The organism is Auritidibacter ignavus, from assembly GCF_029853775.1.
Taxonomy (GTDB): Bacteria; Actinomycetota; Actinomycetes; order Actinomycetales; family Micrococcaceae; genus Auritidibacter; species Auritidibacter ignavus.
This window is the reverse complement of the sequence record NZ_CP122564.1, coordinates 2256970-2281728: the sequence shown is the minus strand read 5'-3', so window position 1 is coordinate 2281728 and position 24759 is coordinate 2256970. Positions and strand designations below refer to the sequence as shown.

General features: G+C 62.0%; 18 protein-coding genes and 2 riboswitches. Of the genes, 7 read left to right on the top strand and 11 right to left on the bottom strand.

Going from position 1 to position 24759, the window contains the following annotated elements; translation table 11 throughout:
- Positions 1-66: 66 nt before the first annotated feature.
- From QDX22_RS10360 to QDX22_RS10340, 5 genes are read right to left on the bottom strand one after another with little or no spacing between them, the layout of a single operon-like run.
- Positions 67-1632, bottom strand: coding sequence for a hypothetical protein (locus QDX22_RS10360; RefSeq protein WP_279717832.1), 1566 nt, complete (start codon positions 1630-1632; stop codon positions 67-69).
- 3 nt (positions 1633-1635) lie between these two features.
- The gene (locus QDX22_RS10355; RefSeq protein ID WP_279717831.1) at positions 1636-3192 is read right to left on the bottom strand and encodes a hypothetical protein; all 1557 of its coding nucleotides are present in this window, start codon (positions 3190-3192) and stop codon (positions 1636-1638) included.
- Positions 3170-4075: a heme ABC transporter ATP-binding protein gene (locus QDX22_RS10350; RefSeq protein WP_110101323.1), complete on the bottom strand. Its 906-nt coding sequence runs from the start codon at positions 4073-4075 to the stop codon at positions 3170-3172. The genes QDX22_RS10355 and QDX22_RS10350 overlap by 23 nt, the downstream gene beginning before the upstream one ends.
- Positions 4075-5238: a FecCD family ABC transporter permease gene (locus tag QDX22_RS10345; RefSeq protein ID WP_110101322.1), complete on the bottom strand. Its 1164-nt coding sequence runs from the start codon at positions 5236-5238 to the stop codon at positions 4075-4077. Before QDX22_RS10345 ends, QDX22_RS10350 begins: the two co-directional genes overlap by 1 nt.
- Positions 5239-5247: 9 nt before the next feature.
- A complete protein-coding gene (locus QDX22_RS10340; RefSeq protein WP_279717830.1) occupies positions 5248-6399 on the bottom strand; it encodes a heme/hemin ABC transporter substrate-binding protein in 1152 nt (383 codons plus the stop codon).
- A 284-nt stretch (positions 6400-6683) separates the two neighbouring features.
- Positions 6684-6784, top strand: a riboswitch (SAM riboswitch).
- A 220-nt stretch (positions 6785-7004) separates the two neighbouring features.
- On the opposite strand from QDX22_RS10340, the gene acs reads away from it, so the two are divergent.
- Complete coding sequence (gene acs / locus QDX22_RS10335) at positions 7005-8981, top strand: acetate--CoA ligase (protein ID WP_370443921.1); 1977 nt, start codon at positions 7005-7007, stop codon at positions 8979-8981.
- Here acs and QDX22_RS10330 read toward each other — a convergent pair.
- Complete coding sequence (locus tag QDX22_RS10330; RefSeq protein ID WP_110099142.1) at positions 8978-9640, bottom strand: TetR/AcrR family transcriptional regulator; 663 nt, start codon at positions 9638-9640, stop codon at positions 8978-8980. The two genes, acs and QDX22_RS10330, sit on opposite strands and share 4 nt — an antisense overlap.
- A gap of 92 nt (positions 9641-9732) precedes the next feature.
- On the opposite strand from QDX22_RS10330, the gene QDX22_RS10325 reads away from it, so the two are divergent.
- The 4 genes from QDX22_RS10325 to QDX22_RS10310 all read left to right on the top strand — a co-directional run bounded on the left by QDX22_RS10325 (position 9733) and on the right by QDX22_RS10310 (position 14930).
- A complete protein-coding gene (locus QDX22_RS10325; protein WP_279717829.1) occupies positions 9733-11292 on the top strand; it encodes a class I adenylate-forming enzyme family protein in 1560 nt (519 codons plus the stop codon).
- 32 nt (positions 11293-11324) lie between these two features.
- Entirely contained in the window at positions 11325-12407 is a 1083-nt protein-coding gene (locus QDX22_RS10320) for a phosphotransferase family protein (RefSeq protein WP_279717828.1), read from the top strand.
- A 32-nt stretch (positions 12408-12439) separates the two neighbouring features.
- Positions 12440-13786 (top strand): MFS transporter, encoded by a 1347-nt coding sequence (locus QDX22_RS10315; RefSeq protein WP_279717827.1) that lies wholly within the window; start codon positions 12440-12442, stop codon positions 13784-13786.
- 439 nt (positions 13787-14225) lie between these two features.
- On the top strand, positions 14226-14930 hold the full coding sequence (locus QDX22_RS10310; RefSeq protein ID WP_279717826.1) for a biliverdin-producing heme oxygenase: 705 nt from the start codon (positions 14226-14228) through the stop codon (positions 14928-14930).
- A 17-nt stretch (positions 14931-14947) separates the two neighbouring features.
- On the opposite strand, the gene QDX22_RS10305 is transcribed toward QDX22_RS10310, so the two are convergent.
- From QDX22_RS10305 to QDX22_RS10290, 4 genes are all read right to left on the bottom strand, one after another.
- Positions 14948-15847, bottom strand: coding sequence for a siderophore-interacting protein (locus QDX22_RS10305; protein WP_279717825.1), 900 nt, complete (start codon positions 15845-15847; stop codon positions 14948-14950).
- Positions 15848-15880: 33 nt separating this feature from the next.
- Positions 15881-17266 carry an NtaA/DmoA family FMN-dependent monooxygenase gene (locus QDX22_RS10300; RefSeq protein ID WP_110101314.1) on the bottom strand — a complete coding sequence of 462 codons (1386 nt, stop codon included), beginning with the start codon at positions 17264-17266 and terminating at the stop codon, positions 15881-15883.
- Positions 17266-18615, bottom strand: a complete 1350-nt coding sequence (locus QDX22_RS10295) for an acyl-CoA dehydrogenase family protein (RefSeq protein ID WP_233487987.1) — start codon at positions 18613-18615, stop codon at positions 17266-17268. Before QDX22_RS10295 ends, QDX22_RS10300 begins: the two co-directional genes overlap by 1 nt.
- 11 nt (positions 18616-18626) lie before the next feature.
- Positions 18627-18725: riboswitch (SAM riboswitch) on the bottom strand.
- An 89-nt stretch (positions 18726-18814) separates the two neighbouring features.
- A complete protein-coding gene (locus QDX22_RS10290) occupies positions 18815-20194 on the bottom strand; it encodes an NAD-dependent succinate-semialdehyde dehydrogenase (protein WP_110101312.1) in 1380 nt (459 codons plus the stop codon).
- Positions 20195-20350: 156 nt separating this feature from the next.
- Here QDX22_RS10290 and QDX22_RS10285 point away from each other — a divergent pair, with 156 nt between their 5' ends.
- On the top strand, positions 20351-21097 hold the full coding sequence (locus QDX22_RS10285; protein WP_110101311.1) for a hypothetical protein: 747 nt from the start codon (positions 20351-20353) through the stop codon (positions 21095-21097).
- A 13-nt stretch (positions 21098-21110) separates the two neighbouring features.
- Positions 21111-22550, top strand: coding sequence for an MDR family MFS transporter (locus QDX22_RS10280; RefSeq protein WP_110101310.1), 1440 nt, complete (start codon positions 21111-21113; stop codon positions 22548-22550).
- A 93-nt stretch (positions 22551-22643) separates the two neighbouring features.
- Here the strand turns inward: QDX22_RS10280 and QDX22_RS10275 are convergent, their stop codons facing one another.
- Positions 22644-24638: a BCCT family transporter gene (locus QDX22_RS10275; RefSeq protein WP_110101309.1), complete on the bottom strand. Its 1995-nt coding sequence runs from the start codon at positions 24636-24638 to the stop codon at positions 22644-22646.
- Positions 24639-24759 lie beyond the last annotated feature (121 nt).

The following is a 24759-nucleotide window of genomic DNA, read 5'->3' as shown; positions in this document are numbered from 1 at the left end:
CGTGGTGAGTTGATGGATTGATCGGTTGAAGGGTTGGCAGGAAAGGGGACTGTGGTGGTGGCAGGGTCAGTTTTTCCAGGGCAGTACGAGCCAGCCGCGCCAGAAGGCTAGACCGGTGCCGGCGCCGATCACCAGCAGTCCGGCCAGCGCCCACAGGAACGCTTCGCGGTGATCCTGGAGGAATTGCGCGACGTCGTCGGGGATCAAGTTGCCTCCCAGCCAGTCAATGTCTTGGGCGGCTACGGGCTGCCCGTAGGAAGTTTTGGCTTCCTCGGCGGCTTGAGCGGCCGCGTTGGCATCGGCGAGTCCAGTGGCTTCTGGCGCGGCCGGGTGACCCATGGCGGCCAGCAGCGCACTGAGATCCAGCGGCTCATAACTCGCCGTGGTCGAGGGCCCGGTGGGAGAGGCCCAGCCGGCTGAGGGGACCCGAGCGCTACCGGCCGGGTTCCTGACGGTCTGCAACGGCGCCTGGGGCGCGGGCGGCTGGGTCGCCTCACTGGGTTCCGTCAGCTGTGGGGGGACCTCGGTGGCGCTGCCGGACGAGATCGGGCGGGTGGCGTCGAAGGAGACAGTGATCGGAGTCGGGGGTTTGGCCGGGTCACGCAGCCCACCTGTGGTGTACCAGTAACCGGCTTGACCGGTCAGGACCTGGAAGTCCACGAACTGTTGGGGGAAAGAACCCCAGTTGGGTTCGTTGCGGTTTTGCGGGTTGGAGGGACCCACCGCGGCAACATCAACTTTCACCCCGCGGTAGCGAGGGGTGGTGGTCAACCCGTTGAGTTGTTTGGTCTGTGGGTCGGTTTTCATTGACACGGAGTTGATGGTGGCCATGGGCACCTTTTTGTGGGTTTCCAGCACCGTCCATTTGGACAGGTCGTACATGTCCGCGCCGTACCCACCCAGGTCCGCGGTGAGCGTGCCTTTGCCGTTGGTGAGCTCTAGCACCGGGTCGGTGGCCCACCAGTAGGTCATCCCGCCGTAGAACACCACCGTAAAGCTCCCCTTCCACTTGATCCGGAGAGTATCGGTGGTGGCATCGTAGTGGCCTTGACCACCATCGATCACGACTTCGGCCTGGGTGCCGGTTTCTGCGGGGTTGGTCAGCACCGTGCGGGGTGTCGAACCGGTGAGATCCTGGCATTTGTTCTGCCAGGTGGGGGTGGTCCACTGTGTGGCGCCGAGCCGTTTTTCGATCCGGACATTGCCCTCTTTGACCTTGAACAACCTGTCGTTGCTCCAGACCTCGGACCGGCCCCAGTTGCCGGCCTTTCCGGCTTGCAGCCAATTGCAGCCGCCGAAGAAGGCCCCGGCGTTGGATTCGACGTTGATCCCCCACCGGAACTGGGCGTTGTCGATGGTGAAATTGCCTTGTTGGTCGGGAGTGACCCGGGCGTTGAGGCCCTCGGGAATCTCGACGCCAATATCGACCTGGCGACGTGAGGACCCCTGGGCGTCCGATGAGTCATCGAGTGAGGCGATGGCGGGGCTGGCGGCCAGCGGGACGCTGAGCAATGCGGTTAGGACCAACAGCAGTGCCGTCAACAATGCAGTCACCGCCGACGCGCGTCGTGGTGCACCGAGTCTGCGCAGACAGCGCCGAGTGGCTTGCCGGGTTGGGGTGGTGTTAGCCATGGCTCACCACCGGTCCGAGGAGCTGAGGTGGCGGTGGCGTCCACCGCCCGAGAGACGCTCAGCCGGTGCCGTTGCTGGCGAGGCGGCTGGCACGGTGGCGTAAGGGTCGTGGCTGGCCGAGATCTCCTCGGTCATCTGGGTGGCGTCATCATATTCCTCCAGTTCGGGTTCTGGATCGACATCGTCCTGCTGGTCGTATTCGTCGTATGGGTCAGACTGGTCAGGCTGCTCGGAGACAGTTGCTCGGGCCCGGCGACGCTTGAGGAGCGAGACGATGACGCAGACGATGACAAAGATCAGGATGGCCGCGGCCAGACACAAGACCGTGATGAAGGCCGGGGACCACCAGCTGGAGTTCTCGGCCGAGGTCGCGGTGGCGTTGGCCGCGACCGTGAATTGGGCTTCAACGGTTTGTTCCGAGGAGGCGCCGGTGAGTCGTAGCGTGTGGGTGCCCGGACTGGCATCGTCGGGGATCGGGATCGCTCCGGCTACTTCTCCTGTTGCACCGGCGGTCAACGGGCCGGCTCCAGAAGAACCATCGCCCAGGGTGACGACCACTTGCTCGCCCGGTTGGAAACCTTGCCCGGTGAAGCCCAGCACGTGACCGGCCTGGATGACCTCTTGTTGTAGCCCGACGGTGGCAAAGGCGGCGTTGGCCTCAGCGGTGTTGTCGGTCAGTTCTTCTGCCTGTCCGGCGTCTACAGCGCCGGCGGAGTCGCCGGCCTCATCCTGTTCAGCTGGCTGTCCGTTGGCCAGATCAGCCGCAGCCGCATCGACGGCGGCCTGCTGAGGGTTCTCCACGGTTCCGGCCTGGCCGCCACCGCCAGTGTGGTGACCCGCAGCACTGCGGTTGGCGGCTGCAGCGGAGTCATCGACACTCACCGAGACGGTGTCGCCGGCAGCACCGACGATCTCGACCGGAGTGAAGGATTCATTGGACGGGTTGTGCACGCCGTGGGCGCCGATGGTGATGATCCCACAGGTGACTTTGGTGCAGTCCACGGTTTTTTGGTTGCCCTGACGGTCCACGGCGTTGAACTTCGCGCCCGGGGTACGCATGGTGAGCTTCCACGTCCCGTCGGCGGCCAGGGTTCCGCCGTTAGCGGCCGAAGCGGTGGATGAGCCGGGGAAGGTCACAAAGCGCAGGTAGCCGTTATTATCCTTGGCCTCGGTATCGGGGACGTACATGTAGTTCACGCCGGTCTTTCCACCCTGAGAGGGTTTCCACGAACCACCGCGGGGATCATCCACCCAGCCGAAGGCCACGTAGATGCCGCCGAACCCGCCCTGCAGTGACTGGAAGCCCCGGCCACTGACGGTGATATCGGTGATGCCACTAGCGCGCACCTTGGCTTGGCCGTCCAGTCCGGAGATCGCCACCTGCGGGGCGGCAGAGGCACTGGAGGCTGTCAGGAGCTGGTGGCCGATGACTCCAGCCAGGCAGGCCACAGCGATGACCACAGCGAGCAGGCCCGCCAGCAGGTGAGCCGGCAGGCTAGTACGCACGGTACGCCCAGCGTGGGCCAGCGTGCGAGATTCAGTGAAACAATGAGTTTTCATGAATGCAACTTCCAGATGTCGTAGGTGATGGTGTGGGTGATAGTGCTGAGCGTCGGGGGCGGTCACGGACCGGGGCGATGATCAGCTCCCCGTTGGTGGGGTGTTGCAACACATCGACCGGATGACCGTAGACCTCGGTGATCAGCTGTGCGGTCAGCACCTGCTTCGGGGTTCCGGTGCGGATGTGGCGACCATTGCTGATCATCATGATCCGGTCGGCGTAGGCTGCGGCCACCGACAGATCGTGAATGACCACCACCACGGCTGCTCCGGCGTTCGCGCGCTGGCGGACGTGGCGCAGCACGTGTTCTTGGTGGCGGATATCCATCGCGGCGGTGGGCTCGTCAAGGAGCAGCATCCGAGTCTCTTGGGCCAGGGTGCGGGCGAAGGTGGTGCGAGCTTTCTCGCCTCCAGACAGTTGCGGATAGGCGCGCTGGGCCAGTGGGGTGACCTCGGTGGCGTGCATGACCTCGTAGACCACGGCATCGTCACGGGCTTCTTCACCGGTGCCGGCCCAGGCGGCTCGACCCAATCGCACGACCTCACTGGCAGTAAAGGCAAAGGCGACCCGATTTTCTTGGAGTTGCACCGCGCGCAATCGGGCCATCTGGGCGGGGCGCAGCTCGGACAGCTCGGTTCCGTAGAGCGTCACGGTGCCGGCGCTCGGGGTGGTATCGCCAGTGAGCGTGGCCAAGAACGTCGATTTTCCGGCACCGTTGGGACCGACTAGTGCGACGACTTCACCGGGGTAGACCTCCAAGTCCAGGTGGTCAATCAGGTACTGCTCCCCGATCGTCACGGACACGTTGTCGGCAACCAGCACCGGGGCGCGATGGTTGGGCCGGGAGTTCCGGATGGGGGCACCGTGAGCAGTGTGGGTCATTAGTTCCACCCCCCGGCGCCACGTCGGGTGCGACGAATCAAGTAGAAGAAGAACGGTCCACCGGCCAGAGCGGTCAGAATTCCGATCGGTAGATCCGCGTAGGGAATGATCGTGCGCGCAGCAGAATCGGCTGCCAGCAGGAGCACCGCTCCCCCGATGATCGAGGCGGGGAGCAGCACGCGGTGGCCAGGGCCGACGATCATGCGGATGATGTGGGGTACCACCAGGCCCACGAAGGCAATGATGCCGGAGAAGGCAACAGCCGCGGAGGTGATAACTGCCACGAGAATGATGATCTGTCGGCGTAGCGATTCCACATCGACTCCCAGGTGGCGGGCCTGGCGTTCACCCAGGGCCAAAAGGTCAAGCTGGCGGGTGTAGAACAGGCAGAGACCAATACCAATCAGCATCACCGGTGCGGCGACGGAGACGTCTTGCCAGCGCGTGCCATTCAGCGAACCCAGTTGCCAGAAGACGATTTCTTCGCGGGCGGAGGTGTCGCCGATGAAGGTCATCACCGCGGTGAGGGCTCCGGCCACCGCGTTGACCGCAACGCCGGTGAGGATCAGGGTGACTACTTCGGTCCGACCGTTTTTGCGGGCGGTGAGATACACCAGGGTGGTGGCGAGTAGCCCGCCGATGAAGGCGCCACACACCAAAGTCCAGGCACCGAAGACACTCAGGCCCAGGGCGATAACCACCGAGGCGAAGGCAGCCGCACCGGCGGAGACCCCGACGATGCCGGGTTCGGCCAGGGGGTTGCCGAACACGCCCTGCATCAGTACCCCGCCGGTGGCCAATCCAGCGCCGACGATCACCGCGAGTGCCACCCGCGGGAAGCGCACATCCCATAGGGCGGCTTCGTAGTAGGTGTGCTCGGATTCGATGCCGGTGTCGATCCCGATCCCGCGAAGCACCGAGGAGATGACTTCTAGCGGTGCGATCTGCATCTGACCGATCCCGGCTGAGACCAGGATCAGGACGATGAACAAGGCCGTGAGCACCACGAAAAGCCAGCGGGCGCGTCCGTGGGACTGGCTCTGCAACACTGTGCGGGTGGCAGCGGAGTTGAGCAGGCCGGTGTCGACGTTATCGCCCACGGTCTGATGCGGGGCGAAGTACAGCGGAATTGCCGGAGTAGCCGGGGTCGTCGGGGTCTTCATGGGCAGGCTCTACTCTTCGGTGGAGGTACCAGATTCGTCGGTGGAGGTACCTGCGGAGTCGGGTGCGTAGATGGCCACGGCGAGCGCCTCGAGGATGCCGGCGGTATTGGGGCCAAAGGAGAGCACTTCGTAGTCGGACATGTCAACAATCCGGCGCTTTTTGCCGGCGGGAGTGTGCGCGAGAGCGGGCACGGCAGTCATTAACCCGTCGACTCCGTCGACCGATTCGAGCCCCTTGGTCATCATCAGCACCAGATCGGGTTGGGCTTCCACGATCGCTTCGTCGGTCATCGGCATCATGCCCTCCCAGCCGATCTCATCGGCCACATCGATCCCACCGACACCTTTGATCAACGAATCGGTGCCGGAGCCGGGCCCGAAAATGTAGTAGACCCCGGCCTGGCCACGGACGTAAAGGAACATCATGCGTAACTTCTCGTCGTCGGATTCGGGCACGTACTGCTGGATTTCTGCCAGCATCTCCTCGGTGTCGGCCTGGATGCGTTCGGCGAGCTTTTGGCCTTCTTCGGGTACGCCCAGGGCTTCGGCGATCTGCATGGTGAGTTCGTCAACGGTGTCGACATCGCGCTTGGAGTCGATAGCAACCACCGGAATACCGGCATCGCGCATCTGCAACATCACGTCCCAGGGGCCCAGGGAGGTGTCGGTGATGATCACGGTCGGAGCCAGCTCGAGGATGGCTTCGGCGTTGAGATCGTGCCCGTTTTCGGTCACCAACGGTTTATCGGCGATCTCGGCAAAACCCGAAGAGATATCGCGGCCAACCACGTGATCGCCGAGGCCGAGCTCATAGACGGTCCGGGAGGCGGTGCCGTAGAGGTCCACCGCCAGAATCCGGGAGGTATCGGTCACGGTGACTTGAGTGCCTTGGGCGTCGGTGACGGTCACCGGCAACTGGGATTGTGGGTTGGTGGCGATCGGGTTGATCGCCGAATTGGCCAAATGCGCGGTGGTGGGGCCTTCGTAATCCTTGGGGTTGTCGATGAACTGGGCGTTGTCCAGGGCCTGGCCAACATCAACGGTGCCACTAGCCTGTCCGCCACAACCGGTGACGACAAACAGCAGGGTGGCTAGCAGGGCTGCCAGCGTGGCGCGCTGGCCACGGCGTGACGTTCTCGGTGCGTGTTGGACGGTCTGCACGGTAGGTGACCTCTTCTCGACGGGATCGTATCCGGCGGGTGATGGTGAATACTCAAAGCTAACGGCAAGCTTAGCCTCACCTATCTTTATTTGGCAAATATAGCGACTGCATGTATGACTGCTAAGACTTTCCTACTTTTAGTGCAGATATCAGCTTGTGGGGCGTTCTCGACGACCACAAGCCGGCCCACGGCGGGTCGGTGTTGTTGCTGATCTCACAAGATGTCGGTCTGCGACACCTCGGTGTTGACCGCTTGATCGACGACCTAGACTAGAGGTCAGTACGACCATCCAGAGCGGTAGCAGAGATCTGGCTCGATGACGCCGCAGCAACCACCGACTCCATTCTCGATTCGGCAGGTGCTCATGCCAGAAGCGATGGAAGGAAGGTGCGATTTTTCGTGTCCGCAACACCCACTGAGCGTTCCGCGTCCCACCCCTCTGATCGGGAAATCTTTCAGTCCCTGATCGCCGAGCCCGTCCAGGTTGATCAGCGGTATCCGGCCGGGTTGGCCGCACAGCTTTTTACTTCTGAGTACCAGCCACTCACCCCGGAGCAGACCGGACTGCCAGGCATCGTGCCCGGACCGTTGCCCGCCGAGATCGTGGACGCCGCCGATCCGGATGTGCATCCCGGTCGAGATCCCGAGCTCTTACACGGCGGTCGCGGCGATGGACAGCCAGTGGACGAGCGGGCGCGGATCGCCTTCTGGGAGGCTGCCGCCCAACGGTTGGACTGGCACGAGCCATTCGACACGGTACACACCTGGACCAATCCTTCACCAGCCGCCGAACGTGGCCCGGTGATGCGGTGGTTTTCCGGTGGCAAGCTCAATGTGGCGGTGAATTGCCTGGATCGGCACGTGGACAACGGTCTGGGCGAGAAGGTGGCCCTGTATTTTGAGGGCGAGCCCGGCGATCGGCGGGCGGTGACCTACCGGCAGTTGCTCGCCGAGGTCTCTCAGACCGCCCATGCGCTAACCGAGCTGGGCATTGGCCCCGGCGATCGCGTGGTGGTCTATCTGCCGGTGCTGGTCGAGACCGTGGTGATCGCACTGGCGTGTGCCCGCATTGGGGCGGTGCACTCACTGGTCTTCGGCGGTTTTTCGGCCGAAGCCCTGAAGTTCCGGGTGGAGAATACCGCGGCGAAGTTGCTGGTCACCTCCGATGGGCAGTTCCGGCGGGGCAAAGCCGTACCGGTCAAAGACGCGTCCGATGCCGCGGTAGCCGGGGAAAACAACATTGAGCACGTGCTGGTGCTCAACCGCACCGGTCATCAAGACGAGATCACCTGGGTGCCGGGTCGAGACGTGTGGTGGCACGAGATCGTGGATCGGCAGCCTGCGACCCACACCCCGGAGTTTTTTGACGCCGAGCACCCGCTGTTCATCATGTACACCTCGGGCACCACCGGTCAGCCGAAAGGACTAGTGCATACCTCGGCCGGCTATCTCACCCAGGCGTCGTGGTCCTATGACTATCTCTTTTCGAATCCGGATATCGCGACCCGGGACCAGGACGTGCATTGGTGCACCGCCGATCTAGCGTGGGTCACCGCCCATACCTACGAACTCTACGGCCCCCTATCGAATGGGGTCACGCAGGTGATTTATGAGGGGGTGCCCAACCAGCCACATCCGGGCCGGCACTTTGAGGTAATCCAGCGTTACGGGGTGACCAGCTATTACACCGCCCCGACGCTGATCCGATCGTTGATGGGGTGGCACCCCGACGGGGTGGAGCCCGGCTATGATTTGAGCAGTATTCGGCTACTCGGGACCGTGGGCGAGGCAGTCAACCCTGAGGCCTGGCGGTGGGCGCGCACCCAGCTCGGTGGTGGCCAGGTCCCCATGGTCGATACCTGGTGGCAGTCCGAAACCGGTGCGACGGTGCTCTCACCGCGACAGGATGACACCGAGTTCAAACCCGGGTGTGGCTCCCGGCCGTTGCCCGGGGTCCACACCGCGGTGGTCGATGACAACGGGCACCCGACCCCAGCCGGTCAGCAGGGCGTGGTGGTGATCACCCGACCCGGACCAGCGATGGCACGGACCGTGTGGGGCAATCCGGCGCGGTTCTTTAACTCGTACTGGAAGGACTACGCCGATGCGGAAGACTCCCGTGGCTGGTTTGTGGCCGGTGACGGGGCGAAGGTGGATGCCGACGGGGACACCTGGATTCTGGGCCGGATTGACGATGTGATCAACATTTCCGGTCACCGGTTATCCACCATCGAGATCGAGTCCGCCTTGGTGACACACCCGCAGGTGGTTGAAGCCGGCGTCACCCCGGTACCGGATGCCAAAACCGGTCACGCTGCGATCGCTTTTGTGGTCACGCGGGACGGATTCGCCGCCGAGGAAGCGGTGGCCGAGTTACGTGAGCTGGTTTCGCAGACGATCGGCCCGGTGGCCAAACCCAAGGACATCGTGGTCGTCCCGGATGTGCCCAAGACGCGTTCGGGCAAGATCATGCGACGGCTACTCACCCAGCTCTACACCGGGGACACCCTCGGCGATACCACCAGTCTGCAAAATGAGCCGGCCGTGGCCAGTATTGCCGAGGTCCTGGCCACCCGCTAGACGCTCACACACCGCCGATCGGTGGGTAACTCTTCCGGTGCCTGGATGCATCCGGCGGTGGCGCGGGCGATACGCACGTGAATTGCGCAGACCTGATCCAAACTCAGCGGACCGTCTTGGCGGTACCAGCGCGAAATGCCTAGGCAAATGCTGACCACGGCTCGGGCCACATCCCCGGGGTCTCGGGTGGTGAATACCCCGGCAGCGATGCCCTCATCAACCACCCGACGCACGAGATCCTGTTCGCGACGGCGCTGGGCAATGTGGTGGTCACGGGCATCACCGTTCAGCGCACGAATCTCGGTAAACGACACGAAGGCTACCGCGGCAAAGTCGGCGTGGAACTGCACGAGGCATTCCACCAGCGCATCATAACGGTCCAGCGGGTCTGGACCAGCATGGTCAACAGCCCGCTGTGACGCATCGATCAGCTCATGCATCGCCACGTTACAGATCTCGACCAAAATCTCGTGTTTTGAGCCGAAATGGTGATAGATCCCGGGCACCGAAAGCCCAGCCGTTTGGGCGATCTTGCGAATACTGGTGCCGTGATATCCACTCACCGCAAAGCAGCTCAGCGCTGCTTGGGCAATGGGATGTAGCGGAAGTTGTAGCGGCAACATGCGCGGATGAATTGTGACCACCTCATCTTTGTCCATGAGTACCCTCCTGGTAGCTAAACGTGATATAAATTACATTATGCACGACCGAGCGAACGATCGGTCGGACCTGTTGGAGGGACAACACACACATGGATATCAACACCACGTTGACGCAGCTGTGGCGCCAGCGCGTCGCGGACGAACCACAAGCGATCGCACTGACTGATCACACCAACGATTACACCGTTGAACGCACCGAGGACCTGACGAACGCTCTGGGAAGCTATTTTCAATCTCGAGGTGTCGAGCCCGGGCAACGGGTGGGCATCCAGTTGCAGAACACCGTGAGTTTTCCGCTGTGCATGCTCGCGCTGTGGAAGATCGGGGCCACCCCGCTGATCCTGAACACCATGTACGGTCAACACGAATTGGCCGGCATTCTCCAAGACTCTCAGGCGGTGGGACTGGTGTCCTCGGAGACCACCGGTGCCGAGACCGCCACCTGGGGGTTGGCCGGCACCACACCGTGGGTCGTTGCCGCTGATCTCACTGACCCCAGCGACCCCGACCTGTGGCAGGAATTGGAGACTTTCCTGGGCACAACCCCCACCGCGCCGGAGATCACCGCGGACACTGCAGCGCTCCTGACCTATACCTCCGGAACGACCGGACCACCCAAGGGGGCCCTGGCGACCCACCGCAACCTCGTGGCTGTCGCACTGACCTTCCCGCAGCTGATCCACCAACAGCCCGGCGACGGTGTGCTGGCCGTGGCCCCGCTGTTTCACATCACCGGTGCGGTCGGCAGTGCCACCGCGACGCTCACCGCAGGCCGTGGAAAGCTGATTCTGCGTGGCCGGACCCGTACCGAGGTGGTGCTGGATGCGCTGCGGCGTGGCGATGTCAACCACATGGTGGGCTCCATTACTGTCTACAACGCGCTACTGGATGCCCCGGGCGTGACCGAAGAGGATTTCGCTACGCTCAAGTCGACCTATACCGGTGGCGCCCCGGTGCCTCCGGCGACCTTGCGTCAGTTCGAGGATCGTTTCGGCCACTACATACACAACGTCTACGGCATGACCGAGACCAGCTCGGCGGTGATCGGTGTCCCGCTCGGTGAGCGGGCCCCGATTCATGAAGAAACCGCCAGCCTGTCCATCGGTAAGACGATGCCGGATGTGGCAGCTCGCATTATCGGCGACGACGGCCAACAGGCCCCCAACGGCACACCCGGGGAATTGGTACTCCAGGGCCCCTCGTGCATTGACCACTATTTAAACAATCCCGAAGCCACCGCCAGCACCATTCAAAACGGCTGGTTATACACCGGTGACATCGGCATCCTCGACGACGAGGGCTGGATCTACATTGTCGACCGGCGCAAGGACCAGATCAATGTCTCCGGCTATAAGGTCTGGCCGCGCGAGGTCGAGGACGCCATCTACGACTACCCCGGCGTTAAAGAAGCTGCGGTCGTGGGCGTTGCAGACCCGTACTCCGGAGAGAAAGTCATCGCCTTCATCTCCGTTCAGGAGGGTCAAGCCCTCGACCCCGAGGACGTACGGGCCACGGTCCGCCAGAAGCTAGCGGCTTTCAAGGCCCCCAAAGAGATACACCTCCTCAACGACCTGCCCAAGACCCCGACCGGCAAGATTCAGCGTCGTGTGTTGCGCACGCAGTACACCGCTGAGCCCACCACCAGCTAACACCTCACCTGCCACCAGACCAAGGGACACTGATGACCAACACCACCCCCCTTATTGATGTTGTTCAGACTCCGCAACAGGCCCGCGATCTGCCCGAGCCACCACTGTTGATTCGCTCCACCGTGGAGAGTTTCTTGGATCAGCACGATATTGGCCAGGGCGGCCTGCAGATCACACGGATCGGCGAAGGCCAATCTAACGCCACCTTCCGGATTCAGCGTGACGGCGCCGATGTGATCTTGCGTCGCGGACCGCGACCGCCGATCCCGCGCTCAACCCACGACATGATTCGGGAAGCCCGCGTGCAATCAGCCTTGGCCACCCGCGGATTTGCGGTGCCCACGATCCGCGCGGTGGAAGAAACCGGCGATCTGTTGGGCGTACCGTTCTACATCATGGACACCCTCGATGGTGATGTCATCACCTCAGAGCTACCCGAACGCTTCGAATCCGACGAGGCCAGGCGCCAGATCGGATTTGCCGCAGTGGATGCTCTGCAACAACTGCACAGCCTCGATGTCTCGACCGAACCTCTGGCATCTTTGGGACGGCCCGAGGGCTATTTACAACGCCAGATCGAGCGCTTCACGCACCTGTGGCCCCAGCAAACACAACGAGATATTCCGCTGGTCGATGAGCTATCGCAGTGGCTTGGCCGGCATGTGCCCACCACTCAACGGCACAGCGTCATCCACGGCGACTATCGCATTGGCAACCTGATGTATTCACCCAGCACCACACCTGAGATCCAGGCGGTGCTGGACTGGGAGATGGCTACCCTCGGAGATCCGCTTGCTGATCTCGGCTACTTCGCTGCCACCTATGCCAGTGGCAGTGATACTCCCACCGTCATGGAACTCACACCAGTCACCCGTCAACCCGGTTTCCCCAGCCGCGATGAACTCGTGGCCCACTATAACCGAGAGTCCTCTCTCGACCTTTCCCAGCTGAACTGGTACCAGGTACTAGCTCTGTGGAAATCCGCTATCTTCTGTGAAGCGATCTACACCCGATTCCTCAACGGCGAAGCACCCGACGATCCGAGCTTCGCTGCGGGTCTGAAACACGGAGTGCCCGCCCTGTTGGAATCCGCCCATCAATTCACCACCGCATAGGTCCTGACTTTTCGAGAAAGTCGGTAACCGTCATGACGACGACCACCACCCTGCCCAAAGAACCCTCACCCACCCAACCCACCCAAGCAGCCCCGAAGAAATCTCTGATTGCTTCCACCTCCGGCCAGCTTTTGGAATGGTACGAATGGAGCGCCTACGCGGTCTTCGCGCCCTTTATTGCCGGGGCTATGTTCGATGACAGCGATCCGGTGTCTGCACTCTTGGCCACCCTGGCTGTTTTCGCGGTCGGATTCCTCGTCCGCCCGCTGGGTGGCATCCTGTTCGGTGCCATGGCCGACCGCAAAGGCCGCAAAGCGGTCCTGATTATGACCATGCTGACTATGGCCACCGCCTCGGTGCTCATCGGCGTCTTGCCCACCTACGAAACCATTGGCGTGTGGGCCTCGGCCGGTCTTTTGCTCCTACGCATCGCCCAGGGCTTGGCCCACGGCGGTGAGTCAGCAGCGGCTAACTCCTACGTTGCTGAAATCGCTCCCGCCCACAAACGCGGACAGTGGTCCTCGCTCGTATTTGTCACCATCTTCGGTGGCTCCGTGCTGGCATATAGCGTCGGTGGCGGTATCTCGGCGGTACTGGACGAAACTGCTCTGGCAGCATGGGGATGGCGCATTCCGTTCGTCTTGGGTGCAATCCTGGCCGTTGTCGCTCTGCTGTTGCGTCGGAACATGGCTGAATCCGCCGTCCACGAGCAGGCGCATCACGAAACAGACGAGACACCTGTTGCCCCGGCACAGGCCAGCGCGCCAACCACGATGCAGCTCACCCCGCGCAAATTCTCCCAGACCAAAGCTATTCTGCTCATTATCGGTATGGTCAGCGGCGCTACCGCCGCCCACTATACGTGGAGTTCCTACGTATCAACCTACGCTATCGTGGAACAAGGCATGGAGCCCACCCTGGCCTATACGGCCAGCGTCGGCGCGCAGTTGATCGCTCTGTTCTCGTTGCCGTTCTGGGGACGCCTCTCCGACCGCATCGGTCGCCGGCCGATTATGGCAGCGTTCGCCGTGCTGATGATCATCACCCAGATTCCGCTGAAGAGCATGATCTCGGATAACCCCTGGAGTTTATTCATTGCGGCCACGATCGCGTTGTTGATCGTCGGAGCAGCCGGTGCGTTGCTGTCCTGCATGATGTCTGAAGTCTTCCCGACCAAATTCCGTACCCGCAATATCGGTCTGGCCTACTCGATTTCGGTGGCCGTCTTTGGTGGATCAGCTCCCTACCTCAACCAGCTGTTCATCTCCATTGACATGTCCTGGCTGTCGAGCTTCTACATCATCGTCCTCTGCGTGGTGACCCTGTTTGCTGTGCGTCTGTTGCCCGAAACCCGTGGCATTGATTTGAATAAGGTCTAAAACGCCTCCGTTGATACCTCGGGTGGGCCACAGCTGCCGTCGAGGTATCCACGGACCATCTCGATTAACAAACCAGTGGCGGAGAATCCTGAGGAATTCTCCGCCACTGTTGTGTGCCGAGAACTCTCGGCGACGGGTCCACCCCACCTTGGGACCCGGGTCTGCGGGAGAGCCGCGCGATGAGCATGAGGGACGTCTCATCGCGTGCCAACGTCTAACAGATTAGCTTACCCTGACTGAATTACTAACGCCGTACAGTGGTAATTTATGTCACATCTGGTCACCATGACCAATTTTCCAGGGAAAAACCTTCATTTTTGTCAGACGCGGTGATGAAAATGTCAGCAGAACCCGATAGTCTCGTCCCTAATTACTTCACTCACAAAGGGTAGCCTTCCTTAGCACCCCGCTCCCGATCTTGCGAAAAGAGGTCACTGCTATGGACATCCACGCCGCGACGACATCTGCTGACGATGCGCTGTCCACCAGAGTCCGCCAGCTGACTCGCGAGGACCACTCGCAGGCAGAAAATTCGGCGTTCATCACCGAGCTGATGTCAGGGAAACGCTCCTTGCGCGACTACGCACTGCTGGTGTGTCAGTACTTTTACATCTATGGCGCCCTGGATACCGCGGTAGAGGCATGCCGGGAAGCCACGGGCAACGAAGCGTTCCGGGCCCTGTTCGATCCGAACCTGGATCGACGCGATGCCTTGGCAGCAGATCTGGAGTCCTTGTTGCCACTGACTGACTGGGACGCGCCGGCTGCTATGACAGCGACCACCGATTATGTGGCCCGGATTGTTCGGGTCTGCGATGATCCGGTCCGACTCGCGGCTCACCATTACTTGCGATACCTGGGCGATTTATCCGGCGGGTTGGCCATCGCCTCGCTGGTCCGTCGGCACTATCAGGCTCGTGACGATCAACTACACATGTATACCTTCGCCGCCATCCCAAAACCGAAGGTCTATAAGGATCACTACCGTGCCAGCCTGGATGCCCTCAAGCTGGATCAGCAGGACCGCGAGGCTTTTATCGACGAGACCCGGCGCGGGTTTCAGTTCAACCAAGCAATCTTTGAGGACCTCTTCGACTACACCCAGGCACATCCGGTGCGGCACTGCGCCATGGAGGGTCGCTGACCGTCCGACGAGACGGGCTACTGCTGTTCGGCCGGGTAAATCTGCCCAATCGGCTCGCGTTTTTCCGCCTGGAACGCGTCTTCGACCCGACCGTAGGCCCAGTAGGCCGACAGCGACAGTTGTGCCCGGGATAGCCCGCGCTCGTCCATCAAATACGCGCGGAGCTGCTTGATCACTTCGCGCTCGCCGTGCACGAAGGCCTGCATACTGTGTGGGGCGTTGCGCAGGTAGTCGGCCGTGAGCTTCTTCGGCCAGGCCACATCGCGGACTGCCTCGGTCAGCATCGCGGTCTGGGGTGTGAAGGGACCGCCCCGGTGCAGGTAGCGTACTTGAACACCCTGCGGTGCCACGATGGGAAATTCGTCATCGGCGCCGGCGACCTCGAGCAACGCGACTCCGCGGGCGGCCGGATTGGTCTCAGCCAGTTCGGCCAGAGACGCCGCGATGGCTGGTAGGGCGGCTTCGTCTCCGGCCCAAAGGTGCCACTCGGTCTGCGGGTTAGGAGTGTATTGTCCGCCGGGGCCACTGAACTGAACGGGGTCCCCGACCGCAGCGCGTGCGGCCCAGGGGCCGGCCACCCCGGCATCACCATGCAAGACAAAATCGACCTGAAAGCTCTGGGCGACCGGGTCGATGGAGTGCACCGAGTAGGTCCGTCGCACCGGGAGTTGATGCTTGGGTAGCTCAGTGCGTAATGCGTCCAGATCAAAGGGTGGCTTCAACCCCAGGGAGGGATCCGGCGGTAAGAGCAGTTTGATGTAGCGATCCGCGGAGTGGGAATCGTGGACCAGAAACTGCTCGAAGTCTCCCCCACCGAAGGTCAGTCGGATGAAGTGTGCGGAGAGTCGTTCGGTACCGACGATTTCCATCAGGTGGGCCGGGTTTTTCGTGCGTGCTGGGCGGACTTTTTCAGACATACCCCTACCCTAACCTGGATAGGTTACCCTTCACTAGCGCACGGAGTGCCGGTAGCTGGTGGCTCGGTGATCGGCGGCGGTGTGCGGACCGGCGTTGAAGAACTGTTCGCGTAGGGTGCGCGGGGTGTCCTCGGGCGCCGGGGAGGCTAGCTGTCCTCGCTGAGCTAGCACCGGGGAGACGTAGGTGGCGAAGCGCTCCAGATCTGCCGGTCGCACCGCACCGGAGATATTGAACCCGTCGATGTCAGCCACCGTGGCCCAGCGCTCTAGCTGGTCGGAAATGGTTTCAGCGGATCCGACTAACACCGGGCCACGCCCGCCCAGGGCGACGAATTCGGCGAGGTCCTTGACCGTATAGGCACTGCCACCGGTGGCTTCGGCCAGGGTGGTCATCGCCTCCAGGGCGGAACGGTTGGCCTCGGTGGTGACGTATTCCAGCGTGTCGTCGGGGTCTGCCTGAGCCAGGTCCACACCGGTCCAGCCCCCGAAGAGTGCCAAGGCCCCTTCGGTATCGACGTAGTCCCGATAGGACTCCCAGCGGGCGATGGCGTCCGCATCGGTAGCGCCGGTGACCACGGTGGCCATGGCGAAAATCTTCACCGCGTTGCGGTCACGACCCCGGGCCCGGAGTCCGTCACGTAGCTCATCGACCCAGTGGCGGACCAATTCGGGGGTGGCACCGATGAGGAAGACGGCTTCGGCGTGATCGAGGGCGAGTGCTCTGCCTCGCGGGGAGGCGCCAGCTTGGAACAACAACGGGGTGCGTTGCGGTCCGGGGTGGGTCAAGGCCGGGCCGGGAACCGTGAAGAATTCGCCCCGGTGCTCGGCCGGGTGGATTTTCTGCGGGTCGACGACCACGCCGGCGTGAGCGTCGTTGACCACTGCGCCGGGCTCGACGGAGGATTCAAACAGCCGGTACATCACCTCCATGTATTCATCGGCGCGATCATAGCGTTGATCGTGCGGGATCTGCTGGGCGAGTCCCATGTTTTTGGCCGAGGAGTCCTGGTAGGAGGTGACGATATTCCAGGCCAAACGTCCTGCGGTGAGGTGGTCCAGGGAGCTCAGTCGGCGGGCCAGCAGGAACGGGTGCTCATAGGAGACCGAGGCGGTCACCCCGAAACCAAGGTGACGGGTGTGGTCGGCCATGGCCGAGACTGCCGACAGCGGGTCCAGCAACGGGTACTGCAGGCCACCGCGATAGGAGGTCTCGGCCGATGCCCCGTAGACGTCATAGACACCGAGCACGTCGGCCAAAAATAGGGCGGAGAATCGGCCTCGTTCCAGGGTTTCGGCCAGTTGCGTCCAGTACTCCAGGGTGTCAAAGGCCACGATCCGGGACTCGGGGTGGCGCCACAGGCCCGGGGATTGGTGGACCGGGACCATCATCTCGAAAGCGTTGAATAGCAGGGGTTTCATCACGCGTGCTCCTGGGGTGTCTGCGTCTGCGAGGAGTTGCCGGTGGGGGCATCACCGATGGCGTTGAGCCCTTCGGGGGCGGTGCCATTGACCAGCCAGTCCCCGATCGCCCGGGCACGGAAGACGATGGGGTTATGAGTGGCCACGGTTTGGGCGTTGCGCCAGTGCCGGTCGAGGTTCTTAGAGCGCAATGTGTTCGAGGCGCCACCGGTCAGGAACAGATCGGAACAGGTCTTGATCACGATCTCGGGGACCGTGACGTGCGCATTGGCCACGGCAATCTGGGCGGTGATAAATTCCTCGGGGACCTCGGCATGGGCGTTGTGCATCTGGCTTCTCGCGGCCAACGCCTCCAGGGCGCTGTCTAGAGACCTGGCGGCTTCGATCACGGTGGCGCGGGCGGTGAAAGCCCCGGCACCGAGGCGCCCGACGGTTTCGAGGATGAGCGGATCGTCACGGTAGGGCACGCCCAGACCGGTGTTGAAGGTACGTTTGCGGTGCCGGACCCCAGAAGTGGCGTCGTGAACTGCAGCAGCCCCGATGCCGGCGGAGACGGCCAGTAACACCAACTGGAAGAAGGTCGCTTCATGGTGGGCCTCGGGCGAACCAGGGACACGTGGTAAGACGTGGGTGGCCGGAACAGTGATGTCGGTGAATCGTGCGGTACCGGTGGAGGTCAGGCGTTGACCGAACCCGTCCCAGTCATCGAGGAGCTCCACCCCGGGATCATTGACCCCGACCACCGCGAATCCGCGACCTTCTTGGGCAGATCCGTCGGGATTGTAGAGGGTGGCCGACACCCGGGTATGACTGGCGAAAGCCGACCCGGTGGCGTAGTACTTCGTGCCGTTCAGGATCCCGCTACCGTCGGGGTGCAACGAGAGCGAGGTGTTGAGCGTGCCCAGGGTGTTCCCGCCGATTTCGGTGGAGGCGTTCCCGACGGTGACCCCGGACAGCAGTCGCTGAAACCACGCTGCTCGTTGCGGTTCAGGCAGAAAGTACAGGGATTCGGTGAATCCGGCGTGGGAGCGGTATTGGTGGGCGATATTCGCATCGGCGGTGGCTAGATCAATCAGCAACCGCGTAAAGGTTTCGATGCTCACCCCGGGGCCGCCGTATGCGGTGGGGACCCGCAACACACTGAAGCCGGCCTGGTTGAGCTCGCGGATCTCGGCGAAGGGCAAAATGCGTTGCTGTTCCCGCTGGCTAGCACCAACAGCGATCGAGTCAAACAGTGGGGCGAAATAGTCTTTCAGGCTGTGATAGTCCGAGACGGTCGGAACATGCGGGGCCACGGGGGTGGCCGAGATTGCGACGTCGTCGTGAAATGTCCGGGCAGAAGGCGACACAGCGAAGGTCCTTTCCATCGGAACTGGCATTAGCACCTGGGTGGCCTGAACGGCACCCCTGGTTGCTGTGGCGTCATCGAGCCAGCTCTCTCAGCCACTCTGGATGGTCTGGGCCTCACTGTAGTCAGTGACCATGTCACATCACAGGTCATTGAGAAATGTGACGTGAACTACTCGCCCTGCCAGGACTGGTGCAGGGTTAGTTCTTGCTGTATTTCACCAACCGGACGTTGACGAACTCTTTGATGCCGTACGGTCCCAGCTCACGCCCGAAACCGGAGCGCTTGACACCGCCGAAGGGCAACTCTGCGGCGGTGGTGGAGGTTTCATTGATGAACACTTGGCCGGTGTGGATCTGATTTCCCACCTCAGCCGCGCGCGCCGGGTCGGAGGAGTGGACGGTAGCGGTCAAACCGTAGGGCGTGTCGTTGGCGAGCTTGATGGCTTCTTCTTCACTTGCCACCGAGTAGACCATGGCCACCGGGCCAAAGAGCTCTTCGGAATAGGCCCGCATCTCGGGGGTGAGCCCGGTGAGCAGAGTGGCCGGGTACCAGGCCCCCTCGCGGTCTTCGGGCGCCCCTCCCACGTGTGCGGTCGCACCGTGGTCGATGGCGTCGCGGACCTGAGCGTCGAGATTCTCCAACGCTTGCTGGGAAGACATCGGTCCCATGGCCGTCTCCGGTTGGGTGGGGTCGCCCAACCGGACTTGTTCCACGGCGGTTTTCAGTTGTTCCACAAAGTCGTCGTAGAACTCCTCGAGCACAATGAGGCGTTTAGCCGCGTTGCAGGCCTGGCCGGCGTTACCAAACCGCGAGGTGGCAGCCAGCTCGACGGCCTGGGGCACGATGTCGCGGTCAAGCACGATGAAGGGGTCGTTACCACCCAGCTCAAGCACCACTTTTTTCAGGTGTTTACCGGCGGTCTCGGCCACCGCTGCCCCCGCCCGGTCAGAGCCGGTCAGAGACACACCCTGGACCCGCGGGTCGGGAATAACTCGCTCGGCGATCTGCTCGTTGGAGGCGTAAATATTGACGTAGGCGCCCGCGGGGAATCCGGCCTCGTGGAAGATCTGCTCCATCACTTCGGCCGATTCCGGACACTGCGGGGCGTGCTTAAGCACGATGGTATTTCCGGCCATCAGGTTCGGCCCAGCAAAACGGGCGACCTGGTAGTAAGGGAAATTCCAGGGCATGATGCCCAACAGCACACCCACCGGGTCGTATTGCACTTTGGCCTGACCACCGCGAGCAACTGGGAGTTCTTCATCGGCGAGGAACTCCGCGGCGTGATCGGCGTAGTAGCGGTAGATCGAGACCGAAATTTTGACTTCAAACTCGGCTTGGCGGACCGGTTTACCCATCTCCCGGGTGATGATCGAGCATAGCTGGTCGAGACGCTCTTCGTAGAGATCGGCAACGCGGTGCATCCACTGGGCGCGCTGCTCAAAGCTGGTGTTCGCATAACTTGTGAAAGTCTCGGCAGCCAGGTTAACTGCCTCGCTAATCTGTTCGTCGGTTGCGGTGGGGTAGGTCTTTTCAACAGCACCGGTGGCGGGGTTAGTCACTGCATAAGTCGTCATACCCCTAACCTACGGCGCGCGTGTGGCAGATCACAATACCTGGGGGGTCGAAAACCACGAAACCGCGGCCGGGACCAGAGACAGGCGAAAGGCCCCCGCAGTGAGTAGCCTAGAAGAATCTCCCCGGCACGACGTCTATTGACAGGATGATTCCCGATGCTTTTCTCCACGCCCGCGCTCGCCGCGCGGTACCGCTCGGTGGCGCTCGCCACCCTGGTCAGCCTCAGCGCCCTGGGGTTGACCGGTTGTGGTGGCGAGGACGACCCGGGATCCGGGCAGGCCCAAGATCCCGCCACAGCGATTCCCTCCGATCAAGCACCGGAACCCCGCGAGGAATCGATTGCCCTGGCGAACCAGGTCGATGAGACCCTGCAGGAGGCGATGGTCTATACCGGCGAAGAAATCTGGGGCGACCGGTGGCTCGTGGTCGATTCACTCCGGGAGGTGTCGGACCCAGACCAGTGTCAGCAGGCAACACTCTCACAGCTCGAGGTTGCCATGGACTCAACGGATCCTGCAGTCTATGCCCAGGTTGACGGCGAGACTCAGCTTGATGAGACGGCCTCGGTCGAAGAACTCGATCTGGTCGAGTTCAGCACCGATGCGGATCGCCGTGAACGGGTCGAGCTCGAAGAAGCTCGAGAGACCGACTGTGTGAATGAGGAGATGACCGAGATCGAGGACGACACCGTCTCCGCCGAGGCCGGTGAGGTTTCCATCCGAGAGGTGGTCGTCTCGGATTTCCTTACGGCCCGGACCGCTGAGCTGGAAACCGGTGGCACCTGGCTTCGGTACCGGTCGGTGTATCCTTCAGCCACCGATCCTCAGGACGGGATAGCATTCGATGCCTGGGCCGAGTCGGCCAGCGAACGCATTGACGAGATCTACACCGCGACGCGTTAGGAGTACGGCCAGCATGTCATCACAGCACTCCGAAACCACCCAGACCCCAGGAGCATCCTTACCACCGGGCGCTGTGGGGGTGCTGGCCATGTTGGCGCTGGGCTCGTTCGTGATGATCCTCAACGAGACCATCATGTCGGTGGCCTTGCCGGTGCTGATGGACGAATTTCAGCTCACCCCGGCCACCGTCCAGTGGCTCACCACCGCGTTCATGCTCACCATGGCCGTGGTCATCCCCACCACCGGCTGGCTACTGACCCGGTTGCCGATCCGGGTGGTGTTTGTCATCTCCACCGGGTTCTTCGTCCTCGGCACACTGGTGGCCGCGACGGCACCTGTCTTCGGACTACTCGTCACCGGTCGCGTCATCCAGGCCGCGGGCACCGCGATCATGTTGCCGTTGTTGATGACCACGGTGCTCAACGTAGTGCCGTTGCACTTACGCGGGCGCACCATGGGAGTGGTGTCGATCATCATCGCGGTCGCTCCGGCGGTCGGGCCGACCGCCGGCGGTCTGATCCTGCATGCGTTGAGCTGGCGGTGGATGTTTTTGATCATTCTGCCGATCGGAGTGTTGGTGGTGCTGTTGGGGCTGTGGCGGTTGCGTAACGTGACCGAGACCCGCAAGGTGCCGCTGGATGTTTTTTCGGTGGTGTTGTCAGCGATCGGTTTTGCCGGCGTGATTTATGGACTGAGTTCTATCGGTGAAGCTGCCACCGGACATGCGGTCCTGTCGCCCTGGGTGCCACTGGTCATCGGCGGGGTGGCGTTGGGGATCTTCACACTACGACAGATCTCCTTGCGGGATATCGCGCTGTTGAATCTGCGGGTATTCACCGTCCGCACTTTCACGCTGTCCACCATATGCGTCTTGATTGCCATGGTGGGGCTGTTCGGCGTGATCGTGATTCTGCCGATCTACATGCAGGACATTCTGCACTTCTCTGCTCAGGACACCGGGCTGGCCATGCTCCCGGGGGGCCTGGTGATGGCCGGTTTGGGATGGCTGGTGGGCCGGGCCTATGACGCCGTCGGTGCCCGGGTGCTGTTAATCCCCGGCGCCGTGGTGGTTTCGGTGGCGATGTGGCTGATGACCACCTTCGATGCCGACACCGGGCTCGGTAGCTTGATCACCACCCACGTGGTGATGTCGATCGGGCTAGCGGCCCTGATGGGGCCACTGTTTACCTCAGCGCTGAACTCGCTGACACCACGGCTGTATTCTCACGGCTCGGCGGTGATCAATTCACTGCAACAGGTCGCCGCTGCCGGTGGCACCTCACTGTACATCACGGTCATGACACTGGCCACCACCCTCGGGGTGCGCTTGGGCCAGGATCTTGCAACGGCTGAGATGACCGGTATTCACAACGCGCTGCTGTACGGAGCGGTGCTATCGGTGGTCACCGTGGTGCTGGTGCCGTTTGTACGGACACCGAAACCGCAATCCTAGCAACCGGCCCGGGTTCTAAGGGCAGAATGCCCATCAGAACCCGGGCCATGGTGGAGTGCAACACCTACCGCGCCGGACGAGTCGCGCTCGCGACTACTCGCGGTCGTCCCGGTTCTTGTCGTCCCGGCTCTTTTCGTGCCGGCGTAGCCCAATTCCGGGCATGTTGAACCGGGACGGACGTGTGCCTGGCGGTGGCGAGGCGGGGTCTCTGCTCTTCTGGTTGAAGATCCCGCGGGTGGCCTCCAGCCGGTAATCGATCCAGTCGTCAATGTGGCTGGTGAGCTGTTCGGGGAAGTCCCACTCGTAGTCGTCAGCCATTCTGCTGGCGAACTCATGGTAGCGGTCATCCAGCTTGCTACGTTCCACGCGGGCGTAGTCGGCGCGCAGACAACGCACCAAAGACCAGCACATAAACAACAACACCACAGAGAATGGCAACGCGGTGGCCAACGCGGCGGCTTGCAAAGATTCTAATCCGCCGGCCAGCATGAGACCGATAGCCAGCGCACCGGCAGCGGTGGAGAACAACACGCGCGACCAGATCGGCGGGTTGGGGTGGCCGCCCGAGGAGAGCATGTCCATCACCAGGGATCCGGAGTCTGAAGAGGTCACGAAGAAGATGGTGACCAACAGGATCCCCACAATGGAGAACAACATCCCCAAAGGCAGGTCGCCGAGCACGTCGAAGAGCACCCCTTCGGGGCTGACTTCGCCGTCTTCGACCAGGTCACCGGCCCCAAAAAGCTGGCGGAAAATCCCGGTGCCGCCCAGCACGCCGAACCAGAGGAAACCGACCAGCGGCGGCACCAGGAGCACACCAGCAATGAACTGGCGCACGGTGCGACCGCGGGAGATTCGGGCGATGAAGATACCGACGAAGGGTGCCCAAGACACCCACCAGCCCCAGTAGAACAGGGTCCAGGACGAGGCCCATGCGGATCCGTCTTCCCCGGTATAGGTGGCCACGTCCAGCGACATTTCGAAGAAGGTGGCCAGGTAGACGCCCAGCGATTCCACGAGGTTCTGGAAGATGAACAGGGTCGGTCCCATCAGCAACAGTGCGATCAGGACCACGCCGGCCAGACTGAGGTTGAAGTTCGACAGCCACTTCATTCCGCGTCCCACACCGGAGACCACAGAGAGTGTGGCGATGAACGTGATGACCACGATGAGGATGACCAGCAGAACAGTATCAGCGGTTTCGACGATGCCGATCTTTTCCAGACCGGTCCCGATCTGTTGCACGCCGAGGCCCAGTGAAGTGGCCACACCGAAGATGGTGCCGAACACCGCCAGGATGTCGATCACGTCACCCAGAATGCCTTTAACACGCTCCCCCAGCAGAGGTTCAAAAACCCAGCGGATCGAGACCGGACGCCCACGCCGGTGAATGGTGTAGGCCACGGCTAGGCCAATGATGGCGTAGACCGCCCAGGGGTGGATGCCCCAGTGCACGAAGGTTTGGGCCATGGCTTGCTTGGCGATGTCGGCTTCGCTGCCTTCCCAGCCGGGTTTGGGTTCCACGGTGGCAAAAGTCAGCGGCTCACCGACGCCATAGAAAACCAACCCGATACCCATGCCGGCGGCGAAGAGCATACAGAACCAGGACAGCAACCCGTGGTCGGGCTTGTCTTCAGGGGAACCGAGCTTTAGTCTGCCGTATTTCGACAGCCCAAAAAACAGGGCAAAGCCGATGAAGACCATAATGCACAGTACGTAGTACCAGCCCAGGGTATCGACGATCCAGGTCTGGATGGCGTTCAGGACTTCACCGGTCGCGTCCGGCAAAAAGATACCGCACAGTGCCACGGCAATGACGATGATAGTCGATGGCCAGAACACGTGCGGGGCAATCATGCCCCGGCCGATCTTCACACCCTGCCGTCTCAGCTTGGCCACGATGCGGCTATCAGAATCATGCTCGCCAAGCGACATGTACTGGGGCAAGGAGGCGGTCTTATCGATTTCTTCCGCTTCGGTTTCTTCGGTCAGCACCGATCCCTCACCGGATGTCTCGGTGGTCGTCGCCCCCGCGGACTGAGCCGTGGGTGGCTCGTCTGGTTCGTCTGAAGGATCATGATTCGACATGCGATGGTCACTCCTTAGATCGTCAGATGAAATCAAGGACGCGTCCGGAATACGACAGCCCGGTACAGATGATCTATTATAGGAATATTTCTTGAATTTGCGAACAGGAGGCTACTCGCGA